At 64.9% G+C, this 15,248-nt stretch carries 11 protein-coding genes, 1 tRNA gene and 1 pseudogene; 4 read left to right on the forward strand and 9 right to left on the reverse strand.

Annotation, left to right across the window (positions count from 1 at the left end; all coding sequences use genetic code 11):
- Positions 1-190: 190 nt before the first annotated feature.
- The 3 genes from H7J73_RS11775 to H7J73_RS11785 form a co-directional block, all read right to left on the reverse strand.
- Entirely contained in the window at positions 191-610 is a 420-nt protein-coding gene (locus tag H7J73_RS11775; RefSeq protein WP_264067546.1) for a nitroreductase family deazaflavin-dependent oxidoreductase, read from the reverse strand.
- A gap of 369 nt (positions 611-979) precedes the next feature.
- Positions 980-1,050: transfer RNA gene (locus tag H7J73_RS11780), tRNA-Cys, on the reverse strand.
- A 79-nt stretch (positions 1,051-1,129) separates the two neighbouring features.
- The gene (locus H7J73_RS11785) at positions 1,130-1,897 is read right to left on the reverse strand and encodes a DUF899 domain-containing protein (protein ID WP_264067547.1); all 768 of its coding nucleotides are present in this window, start codon (positions 1,895-1,897) and stop codon (positions 1,130-1,132) included.
- Between the two features lie 88 nt (positions 1,898-1,985).
- Here H7J73_RS11785 and H7J73_RS11790 point away from each other — a divergent pair, with 88 nt between their 5' ends.
- Entirely contained in the window at positions 1,986-2,711 is a 726-nt protein-coding gene (locus tag H7J73_RS11790; RefSeq protein ID WP_264067548.1) for an MgtC/SapB family protein, read from the forward strand.
- A 7-nt stretch (positions 2,712-2,718) separates the two neighbouring features.
- On the opposite strand, the gene H7J73_RS11795 is transcribed toward H7J73_RS11790, so the two are convergent.
- The 3 genes and pseudogenes from H7J73_RS11795 to uvrB all read right to left on the reverse strand — a co-directional run bounded on the left by H7J73_RS11795 (position 2,719) and on the right by uvrB (position 7,230).
- On the reverse strand, positions 2,719-3,588 hold the full coding sequence (locus H7J73_RS11795) for an SCO6745 family protein (RefSeq protein WP_264067549.1): 870 nt from the start codon (positions 3,586-3,588) through the stop codon (positions 2,719-2,721).
- 11 nt (positions 3,589-3,599) lie between these two features.
- Positions 3,600-5,014, reverse strand: a pseudogene (locus H7J73_RS11800) (MFS transporter).
- A gap of 53 nt (positions 5,015-5,067) precedes the next feature.
- Positions 5,068-7,230, reverse strand: coding sequence for an excinuclease ABC subunit UvrB (gene uvrB, locus H7J73_RS11805; RefSeq protein ID WP_264067551.1), 2,163 nt, complete (start codon positions 7,228-7,230; stop codon positions 5,068-5,070).
- 68 nt (positions 7,231-7,298) lie between these two features.
- Between uvrB and H7J73_RS11810 the strand changes: the two genes are divergently transcribed.
- Positions 7,299-7,799, forward strand: coding sequence for a ribonuclease FAU-1 family protein (locus tag H7J73_RS11810; RefSeq protein WP_264067904.1), 501 nt, complete (start codon positions 7,299-7,301; stop codon positions 7,797-7,799).
- Between the two features lie 18 nt (positions 7,800-7,817).
- Positions 7,818-8,390: a hypothetical protein gene (locus H7J73_RS11815; protein ID WP_435405484.1), complete on the forward strand. Its 573-nt coding sequence runs from the start codon at positions 7,818-7,820 to the stop codon at positions 8,388-8,390.
- On the opposite strand, the gene coaE is transcribed toward H7J73_RS11815, so the two are convergent.
- Positions 8,387-9,613 carry a dephospho-CoA kinase gene (gene coaE / locus H7J73_RS11820; protein WP_264067554.1) on the reverse strand — a complete coding sequence of 409 codons (1,227 nt, stop codon included), beginning with the start codon at positions 9,611-9,613 and terminating at the stop codon, positions 8,387-8,389. The genes H7J73_RS11815 and coaE overlap by 4 nt on opposite strands.
- Positions 9,614-9,705: 92 nt before the next feature.
- Entirely contained in the window at positions 9,706-11,151 is a 1,446-nt protein-coding gene (rpsA, locus tag H7J73_RS11825) for a 30S ribosomal protein S1 (protein WP_264067556.1), read from the reverse strand.
- A 199-nt stretch (positions 11,152-11,350) separates the two neighbouring features.
- Here rpsA and H7J73_RS11830 point away from each other — a divergent pair, with 199 nt between their 5' ends.
- Complete coding sequence (locus tag H7J73_RS11830) at positions 11,351-12,514, forward strand: PrsW family intramembrane metalloprotease (RefSeq protein ID WP_264067905.1); 1,164 nt, start codon at positions 11,351-11,353, stop codon at positions 12,512-12,514.
- Here the strand turns inward: H7J73_RS11830 and polA are convergent.
- Complete coding sequence (gene polA / locus H7J73_RS11835; RefSeq protein WP_264067557.1) at positions 12,511-15,240, reverse strand: DNA polymerase I; 2,730 nt, start codon at positions 15,238-15,240, stop codon at positions 12,511-12,513. The genes H7J73_RS11830 and polA overlap by 4 nt on opposite strands.
- Positions 15,241-15,248 lie beyond the last annotated feature (8 nt).

The raw sequence follows: 15,248 nt of genomic DNA on the forward strand, positions 1-15,248 counted from the left end.
GAGTTACTCCCGATGCCTCCGGTCGAGGGTCGAGACGACGGACCGCCGAACTGCGCGCGAAACTGCACGAGCCGGACATCAAATCCGAACCGATCGAGCTCGCAACGCTGGAGGCTATCGCGGCGCCAACCCGACTCCCCCGAGGAACTGCAACGGGCCGACCACCCGTGACGGCGTGGCGCGCCAGGGCTCAGGCGGGCGCGATGTCGGCGACGAACGTGCCTTGACGTTTGGCCAGCATCTGTGGAACCCGCGGCAGCGTCGGGTCGACGGTGCCCACCGGCAGGATGCGGGGGTTGACCAGGTGCAGATCGTTGCCACCGATACGGATATCGGCCTCCCCGGCCGCGAGGACGTTCTTGACCCAGTTGGTCTTCCCGTGCAGGAGACCGATGGCCAGGACGTTGTCTTTACGGTAAGCGGTGACGATGGTCTCGAAGCGTCTACCGGAAGTACGTCCGCGGTGAGTGATGACGGCGAACCCGGGCATCCGCTTGGTCAACGGGAACATCAGCCGGTTGACGTATTTGATCTGGAGGTTCTCGAGCCACGGTGGGATCAGCATCGGGACACCGGGCGCGTTGTTCGGATGCTCTTGTCTCGATGTCATACCGCCACCCTAACCACGGAGCTACCCAGGGACCGCGCTCGATGAGGCTCCGACGCCCCCTCGATGCCCAACGGAGGGCTGGTGTGGGTCAGGTAGAGCGAAAGAGACATCGGAATCTCCGAGGTGAGAGAGAACAAGAGGGATACGTCCCGTCACCGCGGGCACTAACTATCGTGAGGCTCGCAGGCCTCACAGCACCGCGTCTCCACTTCGATCAACGGTTCGCCGTTGGCAAAGTGGGTGGTTATCTCACGTTCTTCGACCGGCTTGCCGTTCTTACAAACGGCGCCGGTCCTCTTCCATTCGGACATCGTTGTCACACATCAGCACGCTACGCCGAGGTGTGGGTGCAGCGAGCCCAAATACGCGAGCGAGTGGCGGGATTCGAACCCGCGTGAACGGCTTTGCAGGCCGGTGCCTAGCCACTCGGCCACACCCGCGTTGTGTTGTGTCGTGTCTACGACAATGCCAGCACGGTATTGGCCCGCCTACCGTTTGAATCGGCCTGATCGAAGCAGCTCAGTGGCAGACCACGTCACGTGGCACTCCTTCGGCGGCGCCGTCCTGCGGCCAGCCGGCGGGCGCGTCCTCCCAGGCTTCCCGCCGGCCGTACGGCGTCAGGTCCAGGAACGGATAGCCCACCGACGCGTGGTCGAGACCGCGCGCGTAGGCGGAGTATGTGTGGAAGACGTCGCTACCGCGGCGCAGGAACACGCTGGCACCCGGGAAGTCACCGCGGAGCTCATCGTCGGTGAAACCTGCGTCGTGCAGTTCATGGAGCGACATGTAGTTGTATTCGATCGGCGCCCGCGCCGGATCCAGCGTGACGTGGAAGTCGTAGGTGAAGTCGCTGTCGCGCGACGAATACCACGGGAACGTCCATTTGTGACTGTCCCGGTGGCGAGCGATGCTCGCATACGGCGCGCGAGATATGCAGGCCAGACTCAGGTCTCGACCGTGCAGCATTGCCAGGCTCTGCTCGTTGAACTGCAGATCACCGGCGACCGTGCAGCTCGGGCAGCCCGCATCGACGGCGTCGATCCACATGAAGTGGTGGATGTAGAGCTGGCTGCGGCCCTCGAACATGTCGACCAGGCGCAGCTCACCGTCAGGTCCCTCGAAGACGTAGTCCTTCTCCACCCTGACCATCGGTAACCGCTTCCGTTCGGCGTTGACGGCGTCACGCAGGTGCGTGACCTCACGCTCACGGGTCAGCAACTTCCTGCGCGCGGTCAGCCATTCGTCACGGCCCGAGACGGCGGGAAAGGCGGCGGGGATCTGGGGCATGGGTTCTCCTCGAAGTTGGTCTCACCCAGTCAGACCGCACCGCGTGTCAAAAGTCATCGCGCGGGTCCCACCCGGTTAACTAGTGGTCATGGAGATCTGGCTCGCAGACCCCCCACTATTCGGCGGCGCAGGGCAGGGCACCCGCCAGATCGTCGAGTTGTTGGTCGCATTCGGCCTTACCGCGCTGATCGGCCTGGAACGCGAGATCCGGGGCAAGAGCGCAGGCGTGCGCACCCAGTCCATCGTCGGTACGTCGGCTGCGCTCATCTTGCTGATCAGTAAGTACGGCTTCGCCGACGTCCTGCAGCCCGGTCTGGTCATGGTCGACCCGTCCCGCGTCGCGGCCCAGATCGTCTCGGGAATCGGCTTTCTCGGCGCCGGCTTGATCATCACCCGTAGCGGAGCCGTACACGGCCTGACCACTGCCGCCGCGATCTGGGAATGCGCGGCGATCGGTATGGCCGCGGGGTCCGGTCTGCTGACATTGGCGATCGCCGTGACCGGGTTGCACTTCGTGATCGTGGTGGGGCTCAATCCGCTGGCCCGCAGATTGGCCTCGCGGCTCAGCGGAACCGTCCGACTACACCTGACCTACCAGGACGGGCATGGCGCCATGCACCAGATCCTGCAGCTCTGCGACAGACACCGCTGGACGCTCAACGAGCTCTCCTCCGACGCACCGGGGACCGAGAACACCGGCCAGGTCGGCGTGCTCCTCACCTTGAGCGGCACCTCGATTCTTCAGGCGCCCGCAATTCTGGCTGCAGTCGACGGTGTCACAGCGCTGCGCCAGCTCGACGACGAGCCCGAGTGATCGGGAATCAGCGATGCTGGCCGTGGCGTGGCCCGAATGCACCTGACGGGAAGACCTTGGCGGCTTGGATCGCTGCCCGCAGCGTCGCTGCAGTCCGGGTGAGCTCGGCGGCCTCGTCCTCGGCGAGTGTGGCCCAGGGGGCGTAGGCAAGTTCGTCGGTGCGATCCTCGATAACACCGCGCAGGTCGACCCCGGCCGAGGTGAGTGCGCCGTCCCGGTCGAGCAGGCCGCGCTGCTGCAAGCGGTCGACGGCGGCGTCCCACTCCTCGGCGGTCCACCCCCGCAACCAGCGACCGAACTCGGGGTCGAATCCGATTCCCGTCGCGGTGTGGGTGACCAGAGCCTCGATGCCACTGAGTCCGTTAGCCACCAGAACAGCGATATGGCCGTCGCCACGGTACTCACGCAGCAGCGTAATGGCATGCCACACTTGCGCATACGGCTGTTCGGGCCAGTCCAGCTCAGCGTGGCCGGCGTAGAGCGGCCTGCCGTCGGCGGCGGGGATCGACTCGGCGGTGCGGCGCAACAACTCGGCCGCCTGAACGATCTCGGCTGAATGCGCCAGTTCCGGGCCCAACAGCCTCGGCAGAGCGTGCTCAACGACTTCGTAGCGAACCCGGGTCACGGTATCCGGAGTGGCCAGATGCCAGGCCGCCGGAATGGCCGAGGCAATCAGGTCCGGGCTGAAGTTAAAGAACGTCGCAGCAACGACTTTCGGGCCGACCGCGCCCATCGGGGCCGACCGCGCGGCGAAGTACGCCATCCGGCCGCCCAGGCCGAGAGCCCCGAACCTCTCCCCCGCCTCAGGCACGAAATAGCTCGCCGAGTGCAGGGCATCCAGGGAACGGCTCAGTTGGCCGGCAGCGAAGGCGTCCACGGCTGTCGACTCTAGCTCGTGGTGACCCGACCACGGCTCGCGCGATACGAGGCGATGGAACCCAGAACGGCCGCAACCGCGAACCCGCCGAAGAGCCAACGCGGTGCAGTGGCATCACCGCGGTCCGTCATGTTCACGATGACGCCGGCCAGCCCGGCGCCGAACGCGCCGCAGATCAGCTGCACGGTGCTGATCGCCGCGGCGGCGGTGCCACCCTCGGCCGGATCATCCCCCCGCCCATCGCCCACGCCGACAGGTGCGGCCACGCCATACCCACGCCAGTGCCGGCAATCACCAACGCCACCGCCCACACGATGATGGCGCCGACCGCGGCATTGTCCACCTGGCTCAGCGCCGCGAGGCCAAGCCCGGCGGCCATCACCACCGGGGCCACGGTGACCACCCGAACCGTCAGCGCAGTCTTCTTGATCGACGCGCTGACCAGCTCCCCCGTCGTCCAACCGATCGACACCGTGGCCCCGAGGAACCCGGCCACCACCGGCTCCAGGTGCGCGAGCCGCTGACCGAACAACGGCACATACATGTCGGCCATCGTCGCGGCCATCAACAGCCCAAGCGTCACGTAAATCCATTTCAACGGGCCGGGCCGAAAAGCCGTGGCGGGCAACACCGATACGGCCGCCCGCCGGTCGACGATCAGAAACAGCCCGACCAGCACCACGCCCAGTACCAGCAGGCCGGCGGTCACCACCGGGTTGCGCGGGATACCGGCCACGGACACTGCGAACGCAGCGCAGCCCAACAGCAGCAGAGACCAGATAGGGATCCGCAGGCCGGCACCGGTCGCCACGGCAGCTTCCTCGGCGCTGGGACCAGGCAGTGCGACCGGGACCAGCGCGGCCATCGCAACCGTCAGGATCGCCAGGGTACCGAACGCCCAGCGCCAGGAACCGAATTGGGCGAACAGCCCGCCCATCGCGGGCCCGACGAGGATACCGACACCCCACATCGCCGAAACCAGGGCCGATCCTTTGATCCAGAGTGATTGGGGTAGAGCGGAATTGATAACCGCATAGCCGAGGCCCGCGACCAGACCGCCTGCACCGCCCTGCACGGCGCGACCGGCCAACATGATCCCCATGCTCGGCGCCAGCGCACACACCACGGTGCCCGCCAGCAACACCGACAGCGCCAGCAAATAGGAGCGGCGGGCCCCCAGTCGCACGAGGATCGGATTGACCATCGTCGCCGTGACTACGGACGCGACGAGGTAGACCGTCGTCACCCACGCATACAACCGCTCTCCGCCGATTTCGGCGACTGCGCTGGGCAGGAGGCTCACCGTCAGGAACTCGTTGGTGGAATACAGCGCGATGCCACCCGCGAGAACCGTCGCGGCACCCAGGTGTTTCGGGCCGAGTAACGCCCGCCATGATGCCGCCTCGGGTGCGGCTGTCTCGGTCACCGCATCACCGTACGAGCTCAACCATGGTTGAGATCAAGCGAGTTCCGTTTGGGCTACTTCAGCCCGGCCGCATCCATGCCACGCAGCTCCTTCTTCAAGTCAGCGATCTCGTCGCGGATGCGTCCCGCCAGCTCGAACTGGAGGTCGCGGGCGGCGGCCATCATCTGCGCGGTCATATCCTTGATGAGGTCAGCCAGCTCGGCGCGCGGCATGTTTGTCAGGTCCCGTCCTTCGAACACGCCGGCACTGACCGCGCGCCCCGGCTCGCCCGCAGCCCGGCGACCACGCGACGAGTTGCGGCCCGATCCACCGACTTCCACGGTGGCTTCGGTGTCGTCGGCCTCGCGGTACACCTGGTCGAGGATGTCGGCGATCTTCTTGCGCAGCGGCTGTGGATCGACACCGTGGGCTTCGTTGTAGGCGATCTGCTTGGCTCGGCGGCGTTCGGTCTCGTCGATGGCCTGGGCCATCGAATCGGTGATCTTGTCGGCATAGAGATGAACCTCACCGGAGACGTTACGAGCGGCCCGGCCGATGGTCTGGATGAGACTGCGAGCCGACCGCAGGAAGCCCTCTTTGTCGGCATCGAGAATCGACACCAGTGACACTTCGGGAAGGTCCAGACCTTCCCGAAGCAGGTTGATCCCGATCAGCACGTCGTATTCACCGAGCCGGAGTTGCCGCAGCAGCTCCACCCGTCGCAGGGTGTCCACTTCGGAGTGCAGATACCGGACCCGGATTCCCGTCTCCAGCAGATAGTCGGTGAGGTCCTCGGCCATTTTCTTGGTGAGCGTGGTGACCAGCACCCGCTCGTCGCGTTCCGCGCGGGCGCGGATCTCGCCGATCAGGTCGTCGATCTGCCCCTTGGTCGGTTTGACGATGACCTGCGGATCGACCAGACCGGTCGGCCGGATGACCTGTTCGACGAACTCACCACCAGCCTGGCTGAGCTCATAGGGTCCTGGTGTGGCCGACAGGTAGACCGTCTGCCCGATGCGCTCGGCGAACTCTTCCCAGGTCAGCGGGCGGTTGTCGACCGCGGACGGCAACCGGAATCCGAAGTCGACCAGGTTGCGCTTACGGGACATGTCGCCTTCGTACATGCCACCGATCTGCGGAACGGTGACGTGGGACTCGTCGATGACCATGAGGAAGTCTTCGGGGAAATAGTCGATCAGCGTGGCAGGTGCCGAACCAGCCGCTCTGCCGTCGATATGACGCGAGTAATTCTCGATGCCCGAGCAGAACCCGACCTGCTTCATCATCTCGACGTCATAGTTGGTCCGCATCCGCAGGCGCTGCGCTTCCAACAGCTTGCCCTGGCCTTCCAACTCGGCCAGCCGCTCTTCCAACTCCTGCTCGATACTGGAGATGGCCATCGCCATCCGTTCCGGCCCCGCGACATAGTGCGTAGCCGGGAAGATGCGGAGCGAATCGACCTTCCGGACGACGTCACCGGTCAGGGGGTGCATGTAGTAGAGCGCTTCGATCTCGTCGCCGAAGTACTCGATGCGCACCGCCAGCTCTTCGTACGACGGGATGATCTCGACCGTGTCGCCGCGGACCCGAAACGAGCCGCGGGTGAAGGACATGTCATTGCGGGTGTACTGCACGTCGACCAACAGCCGCAGCAGCGCATCCCGTGGAACTTCCGTGCCGACCTGAAGCTCCACCGAGCGGTCCAGATACGACTGCGGGGTGCCAAGACCGTAGATGCACGACACCGAGGCCACCACCACGACGTCACGCCGCGACAACAGACTGGACGTGGCCGAGTGACGCAGCCGTTCGACATCGTCGTTGATCGAGCTGTCTTTCTCGATGTAAGTATCGGTCTGGGCGATATACGCCTCAGGCTGGTAATAGTCGTAGTACGAGACGAAGTACTCGACGGCGTTGTGCGGCAACATCTCCCGCAGCTCGTTGGCCAGCTGGGCGGCCAACGTCTTGTTCGGAGCCATCACCAGTGTGGGCCGCTGCAGCTTCTCGATCAGCCAGGCCGTGGTGGCCGACTTGCCGGTGCCGGTGGCCCCAAGGAGCACGACATCGCGCTCCCCATCGCGGATCCGGCGTTCTAGCTGTTCGATGGCCGCAGGCTGGTCCCCTGCCGGCTCATACTCGCTGACCACCTGGAAGCGGCCGTCGGAGCGGACCATGTCCTCGACAGGGCGGTGCTCCGAGTGTGCGAGCACCGGATGTTCGGTAGCGAAAGCCATGTTCACCAGGGTAGGCCGAGGCACCGACAAGTTCAGATCGGCCGCGATGGCCGACCTATGCTGGCATCATTCACCCGCCCAAGCATGAGACATTCGACGTCGCCGCCTACACGAATACCGATCCCAAGGGAATCGTGCGGGCCGTCGACGTGTACACCCAGCGGCCCTGGGGCTTGTACATGGCCAGGCCGACCCCGGGCCGAGCCCAGTTCCACTACCTGGAATCGTGGCTGCTCCCGACGCTGGGCCTGCGGGCGAACATCTTCCACTGGAACCCCGGCCATGAGCGCGACCAGGACTTCTACCTCGACATCGCCGAAATCACCGTGACCGGCCAGCTCTGGCACACCGTCGACCAGTATCTGGATCTGGTCGTGTACTCGGGCCGGCGCACCGAGCTCGTCGACGTGGACGAACTTCTGGAAGCCCACCAGATGGGCCTGATCTCCGCCGAAACTGCGGAACGGGCCATCGCCACGGCGACAGCTGCGGTTGACGGCTTGGCCAGGCACGAGTATGACCTGGTCAGCTGGTTACGTAGTAACGCTATGGACCTGTCGTGGCGATAGAAAATCGTGTCTGCGAACATAGGGCCTATGACACGTGCAGCGACCGCTGCGGCGTTGATGCTCACCGTTGGGGCTTTACTCACCCCGGCCACTGCATCGGCCGATCCGGAAAACCCGTCTCCCAGTACGGTCCAGCCGGCGCAGCAACCCGCGCCCGACCAGGGGCTGCTGTCCAACATCACCTACCGGGCGCGGATCGACGGGGTGTCCCGCGGCGCGACGATCACTTACGAAGCCGAAGGCAATCAACAGCAGACGGCCAACCCGACAATGATCCCCGGCCGAGTTTTCGAAGCCCAGACGGTCCTGCCGCAATCGGCGACCGCCACCATGCGCGTCTCGATCCAATGGCCCTACTCGGCCAACCTGCACTGCGAGATCCTGATCAACGATGCGCTGGTCGCCCAGGCTGATGACTTCATCTCCCCGCGGGCGCTACCGGTCAAGGACGATCCCGACTACGGCGCGCTGACGTGCGAGGCGCCGGTCGCCGGCGTGCCCAGCGCGCCGCCTCCGGCTGACGGTAATCCGGCGCCGCCCGCCGACGCACCACCTCCCGGCGCTGCCCCGCCGCCACCGCCTGCCACTTAGGTCCGCGTGCCACCCGCCGACCAGTCCGTGGCGTCGGCCCAGGCCCAGGCCCTCTGGTAGGCGTCGACGAGCCACGGTTCCTTGACGTCGGCGTAGGCGGCGGTGGTGCGGGCCTGTGTTTCGGCCGTTCGCTTGAGAGCCAGATAGTCATGCTGCACGTCGGGATTGGCTTTGAGCCAGTCGACGAACAGCAGCGCAAACTGCTGGTTCGGATAGCCGTCGACACGGATGTGCAGGTTGGTGGGCCGCCCCGGGTCGGCCGATCCGTGAAATCTCTTGCACCAGAACGACGGATCGTTCACACGGTCGAAGCCCGGCACCGAGCTACGGCCATCGGGCTTGGCGATATCACCGGTGACGGACTCCACCCGGGGGTAGCCGGCAGTCAGCAAGGCCTCGCTGAGCTCGTCGGCGGTATCGAGCGAATCGACGGTGACCTGGATATCGATGACGTCCTTGGCGTCCAAACCAGGAACCGCAGTCGACCCGATGTGGTCTATCCGCAGGGCTCGATGGCCACATGCCGTGTTCAGTCGCGCCACGATGCGGCTGGCCTGATCCCGCCACGACGGATCCGACGGAACCACGTGCGGCGCCACCTGTGCCGGCTGTCGGTCTTGCACGTTCTGGGCGAAGGGAATGATGCGGTCCTGCCATAGGGCGCGGGCCCGTTGTTCCAGATCGTCGGCGTCCCCGGAGTTGTCGAGCCACACATCGGCCACTGCCTGGCGCTGCTCCACGGTGGCCTGGGCGGCAATGCGGGCCCGCGCGTCTTCCTCGCTGAACCCCCGATATTCGATGAGCCGCTTGACCCGGACCTCGACGTCGGCGTTGACGATGATCACCAGCGGGAAGAACGGCGCCATCTGTGATTCGACCAGCAGTGGGATGTCCTCGACGATCACGGCATCATCGGCGGCAGCAGTGATCAGCTCTTCGCGGCGAGCCCCGACCAGCGGGTGCACGATGCCGTTGAGCGTCTTTCGCTTCTCGTCGTCACTGAAGGCGATGGCAGCCAACGCCGGCCGATTCAACGCCCCGCTGGGCAGCAGGATGTCGGAACCGAATGCCTCGACCAGCATGGCCAGCCCCTCCGTGCCGGGTTCGACGACCTCACGGGAGATGACATCTCCGTCGACGACGATGCCGCCCAGCTCCGAAAACGTCGATGACACAGTCGATTTCCCAGCGCCGATACCGCCGGTCAATCCGATCCTCAGCATGGCCTGCCCCTCAGAAATAAAACCGCGCAGGAAGTCCGAGGACTTCCTGCGCGGTTTTCAGTTGCGCGCCCACATTAGATGAGCGTGATCTACTACGCGTTTCCGGCGAGCTTCTCCCGCAGAGCGGCGAGTTGCGCATCGCTGGCGAGCGATCCGCCAGCGGACTCACCCTCCGAGCGAGACGAGCTGCTGGAGGTCGAGGGACGAGCTGCCTCTTCGGCCTCCGCCGCAGCGAACTTCTCCATCTGCGCGGTGTGCATCTTGTGCCGGCGCTCGGCCTCGGCGTACCGGGCCTCCCACTCCGTGCGCTGCTTGTCGAAGCCTTCCAACCATTCGTTGGTCTCGGCGTCGAAGCCCTCCGGGAAGATGTAGTTGCCCGCCTCGTCGTAGCTGTCGGCCATGCCGTACTTCGACGGGTCGAACTCCTCGGTGTAGTCCTCGTTGGCCTGCTTGAGGCTCAGCGAGATCCGACGACGCTCCAGGTCGATGTCGATGACCTTGACCATCGCGTCGTCACCGACTGCGACAACCTGATCCGGCACCTCGACGTGGCGCTCGGCCAGCTCGGAGATATGCACCAGGCCCTCGATCCCCTCTTCGACGCGGACGAACGCACCGAACGGGACCAGCTTGGTGACCTTGCCCGGCACGATCTGCCCGATGGCATGCGTGCGGGCGAAGTGACGCCAGGGGTCTTCCTGAGTTGCCTTGAGCGACAGTGAAACCCGCTCGCGGTCCATGTCGACGTCGAGCACCTCGACGGTGACCTCGTCGCCCACCTGGACAACCTCGGACGGGTGGTCGATGTGCTTCCACGACAGCTCGGAAACGTGCACCAGGCCGTCGACGCCGCCGAGATCGACGAAGGCGCCGAAGTTGACGATCGAGGAAACGACACCCTTGCGGATGGCGCCCTTGGTGAGCTGGTTGAGGAACTCGCTGCGCACCTCGGACTGGGTCTGCTCCAGCCAGGCGCGGCGGCTCAGCACCACGTTGTTGCGGTTCTTGTCCAGCTCGATGATCTTGGCTTCGATCTCCTTGCCGATGTACGGCTGAAGATCGCGCACCCGACGCATCTCGACGAGCGAGGCAGGCAGGAAGCCGCGGAGACCGATGTCGAGGATGAGGCCGCCCTTGACGACCTCGATGACGGTGCCCTTGACGGCCTCGTCCTTTTCCTTGAGCTCCTCGATCGTGCCCCAGGCGCGCTCGTACTGCGCACGCTTCTTGGACAGGATCAGGCGGCCTTCTTTGTCCTCTTTAGTGAGAACCAGGGCTTCGACCTCATCGCCGACGGACACAACCTCATTGGGGTCGACGTCGTGCTTGATCGAAAGTTCGCGAGAAGGGATGACCCCTTCAGTTTTGTAGCCGATGTCGAGCAAGACTTCGTCGCGGTCGACCTTGACGATGGTCCCTTCGACGATGTCGCCATCGTTGAAGTATTTGATGGTCTTGTCGATGGCGGCGAGAAAGTCCTCAGCCGAGCCGATATCGTTGACGGCTACTTGCGGCGAGGTTGCGACGGGACTTGGCATATTGTTGGGTTGCTCCGGACACGTTTGATCGTAGGGATAAGTGGGTGACGAGATTTGTGGAGATTTCGTGTGTACCCATGATCAAGCACACAAGTACGGCCCAAGGTTACTCGACGGGGTACACGCAGGACAAACCCGGTCCTGACCTTCCCGCATTCCTGGGTATCCGCAGATAATCTGCGGCGTGGGGAATTCACCTATATCTCTCCCGACCGCCGGTTTCAGCTTCCCGATCGGGCCGCTGCCCAAGAAACTCCGCAAAGTCGGCGCACCTCTGGGCGTGGTCATCGCGTTGGGCACCGTCACCGGCCTGGTGGTGATCCTGCTGACGGCATCCAATCCGGTGGGCACCGCCGTCGGATTCTTCCTGGCGAGCATCGCAATGACGATCGTCGTCCTCGCCTATCTTTGGCTTGACCGCTGGGAGCCGGAGCCGCCGCGGCTGCTCGTCCTCGCCTTTGTCTGGGGCGCGTCGGTGGCGGTCGTCATCTCGATCGTTCTCGAGCTCTACTTCGGGTCAGCGCTGGCCACCGGCGATGACGCGACCGACAACTTCGTCAGCACCGGGATCGGTGCGCCGATCATCGAAGAAGCCCTCAAAGGGTTGTTCCTGGTGCTGATGATGACTGGCCGTCGACGCAACGAACTCAACTCGCTGACCGACTGTCTGGTCTATGCAGGCCTCACCGCCGCGGGTTTCGCGTGGCTGGAGAACATCGCCTACATCGCCAACGGCGAATCGCTGGGCGAATCGCTGCTCGTCGCCGCGATGAGGTTGATCATGGGGCCGTTCGCGCACCCTCTATTCACCACCATGACCGGAATCGGCGTGTACTTCGCCCTGCAGCGGCGCGGCATCGTGGCGAGAGCCGGCTGCATCCTGCTGGGCTACGCGGGTGCGGTGATCATGCACGCGCTGTGGAACGGCTCAGCGTTGTTCGGCGTCGAGACCTACTTCTTGGTCTATCTGTCCTGGATGGTGCCCGTGTTCCTGCTGGCCATCTGGCTCGCGGTCCATAGCCGCCGTCGGGAGCAGCAGATAGTGGCCGCCACACTGCCGGGCATGGTCCAGGCCAACCTCATCACCGCCAACGAGGCGACATGGCTGGGTTCCATTCGCACTCGCAAACTCGCGGCCGCGACCGTCCGCCGGATCGGCGGGAAGCCAGCGGCGACGGTGGTGCGACGCTTCGCCGCTCAGGTGGTCGAGCTGGCCTTCGTGCGCGACCGCATCGACCGCGGCTTCGGCGACCAGCGGGTGTACGCGTTGCTCACCGAGGAGACACAGGCATTGCGCGATATCCGCGCTGCGGCGGCCCACCCGACCTTGCAGTGGCTGGCGGGATACCGCCTCCCCAGCTAGTGCGCGGCGGCGTCCCAGCTGCGGCCGTAACCAACCGAAACCTCCAGCGGGACATCCAACGGGTACGCACTGCCCATCTTGTCGCGCACCAAGGCTTCGACCTGTTCGCGTTCGCCGTCGGCGATCTCCAGGAGCAGTTCGTCGTGCACCTGCAGCAGAATCCGGGAGGTCAACTTTGCCTCCCGCAAACCCGCGGCCACGTCGATCATCGCCACCTTGATGATGTCGGCGGCACTGCCCTGGATAGGGGCGTTGAGGGCAGCCCGTTCGGCAGCTTCCCGGACGTTGCGGTTACTGCTGTCGAGCTCGGGCAGGTAACGCCGCCTGCCGAGCACGGTTGAGGTGTATCCGTCCTTACGGGCCTGGTCGACGACGGCCTGCAGGTAGTCGCGGATGCCGCCGAACCTGGCGAAGTACTGGTCCATCTGGACCTTCGCCTCTTCGGTGGAGATCTTGAGCTGCGAGGCCAGGCCGTAGGCGCTCAGTCCGTAGGCCAGGCCGTACGACATCGCCTTCACGCGGCGTCGCAGCTCCGCGGTGACCTCGTCGATCGGCACCCCGAATGCGCGCGACGCGACGAACGAGTGCAGATCTTCGCCGGTGTTGAACGCTTCGATAAGGCCTTCGTCTTTAGACAGATGCGCCATGATGCGCATCTCGATCTGGCTGTAATCCGCGGTCATCAGCTCGACGTAGCCATTACCGACGACGAATGCATCCCGGATCTCGCGGCCGGCCTCGGTACGGATCGGTATGTTCTGCAGGTTGGGTTCCGTAGAAGAAAGCCTGCCAGTGGCCGCGATGGTCTGGTTGAAGGTGGTGTGGATACGGCCGTCGCTGGCCACGGAGTTCAGCAGTCCGTCGACGGTGACCTTGAGCCGGGTGACGTCGCGGTGCACCAGCATGTGCTCCAGGAACGGGTGGCCGGTTTTCTCAAACAGTGACTGCAGGGCGTCCGCATCGGTGGTGTAGCCGGTCTTGGTGCGTTTGGTCTTCGGCATCTCTAGCTCGTCGAAGAGCACGACCTGAAGCTGTTTGGGCGAGCCGAGGTTGATCTGCTTGCCGATGACGGCGTAGGCAGCCTCGGCAGCGTCACGGATCTGCCCGGCGAACTGTGACTGCAAGGTGGTGAGCTTGTCGATGTCGACGGCGATACCTGCGGTCTCCATGCCCGCGAGCGCCTGCTGGACGGGCAGTTCCATGTTCTGCAGTAACGAGGAGGAGTCGATCCGCGCCAGCTCGACATCGAGCGCCTCGGCCAGATCGGCAACCGCACCGGCGCGCAGGATCAATGTCTGGACTGCCTGATCATCCACGCCGTCACTGTCGTCGAGAAGTGAAAGCTGTTGCTGCTCAGGGTTATCCGCACGCAATTCTCGACGCAGGTAGCGCAGCGACAGGTCATCGAGAGCGAAACTGCGTTGACCGGGCCGGACCAGGTAGGCCGCCAGCGCGGTGTCGGAGGTGACCCCGTCCAGGGCCCAACCGCGCCCCTCGAGGTCGTGGATGGCCAGCTTCGCTTCATGCAGCGCCTTGGTCGAGCCAGGATCGGCAAGCCAGGCAGCCAGGGCCTTCTCGTCGTCGGAATTCAGCGTCGTGGTGTCGAGGTAGCAGCCCTCGCCGTCGGCAGCGACGATGGCCACCGCGGTGGCATCGGCGTCGAACGCCAGGTGGGTGCCGACCACGGCCAGCCCGGAGCGGCCGCCGACCGTATGCTCAGCCAGCCAGGCCGACAATACGCCGGGCTCCAGCGCCCCCCCGCGCACGTCGAAACCTTCGTCAACCTCCGGATCGGCGGAGGCCAGCGTGTCGAACAGACGGTCCCGCAACACCCGGAACTCCAGGTCGTCGAACAGCCGGTGGATGTGGTCACGATCCCACGGTTGCATGCGCAGGGTGTCCGGGGTCTGCGCCAGTGGCACGTCTTTGACCAGCTCGGTGAGCTCGCGGTTGAGCACCACCGACGGCAGGTGCGCCCGCAGTGCGTCGCCGACCTTGCCTTTCACGCCGTCGACGCCGTCGACCAGAGCCTGCAGCGACCCGTACTCGGCGATCCACTTGGTCGCGGTCTTCTCGCCGACCCCGGGGATGCCGGGGAGATTGTCACTGGGGTCGCCGCGCAGTGCGGCGAAGTCCGGGTACTGGGTGGGCGTGAGGCCGTACTTCTCCTGCACTGCGTCCGGGGTGAAGCGAGTCAGCTCGCTGACCCCCTTGCGGGGGTAAAGCACGGTGACGTCATCGCTGACCAGCTGCAGAGCGTCACGGTCACCGGTGACGATGAGCACCCGGTACCCCTCGGCCTGGGCCTGGGTGGCCAGGGTGGCGATGATGTCGTCAGCCTCGAATCCCGGTTCGGCGAGCACCGTGATGCCCAACGCGACCAACACTTCCTTGGTGATGTCGATCTGACCGCGGAATTCGTCCGGGGTGGCCGACCGCCCCTCTTTGTACTCGGGGTACTTCTCCTTGCGGAACGTCTGCCGAGAGACGTCGAATGCCGCCGCGACATGGGTGGGGCCCTCGTCGCGCAGCAGGTTGATCAGCATCGCCGTGAAGCCGTAGACCGCGTTGGTGGTCAGGCCACCCTGGGTCTTGAAGTTCTCGGCAGGCAAAGCGTAAAAGGCGCGGAAGGCCACCGAATTGCCGTCCAGCAGCATCAATGTGGGCTTGGCGTCGGTCTTCTTCGCTGCTGCCGTCTTACCGGGAACGGTCTTGGCTGGGCTCACGGCCCTAC

The organism is Mycolicibacterium komossense (assembly GCF_025822605.1).
Lineage (GTDB): Bacteria > Actinomycetota > Actinomycetes > Mycobacteriales > Mycobacteriaceae > Mycobacterium > Mycobacterium komossense.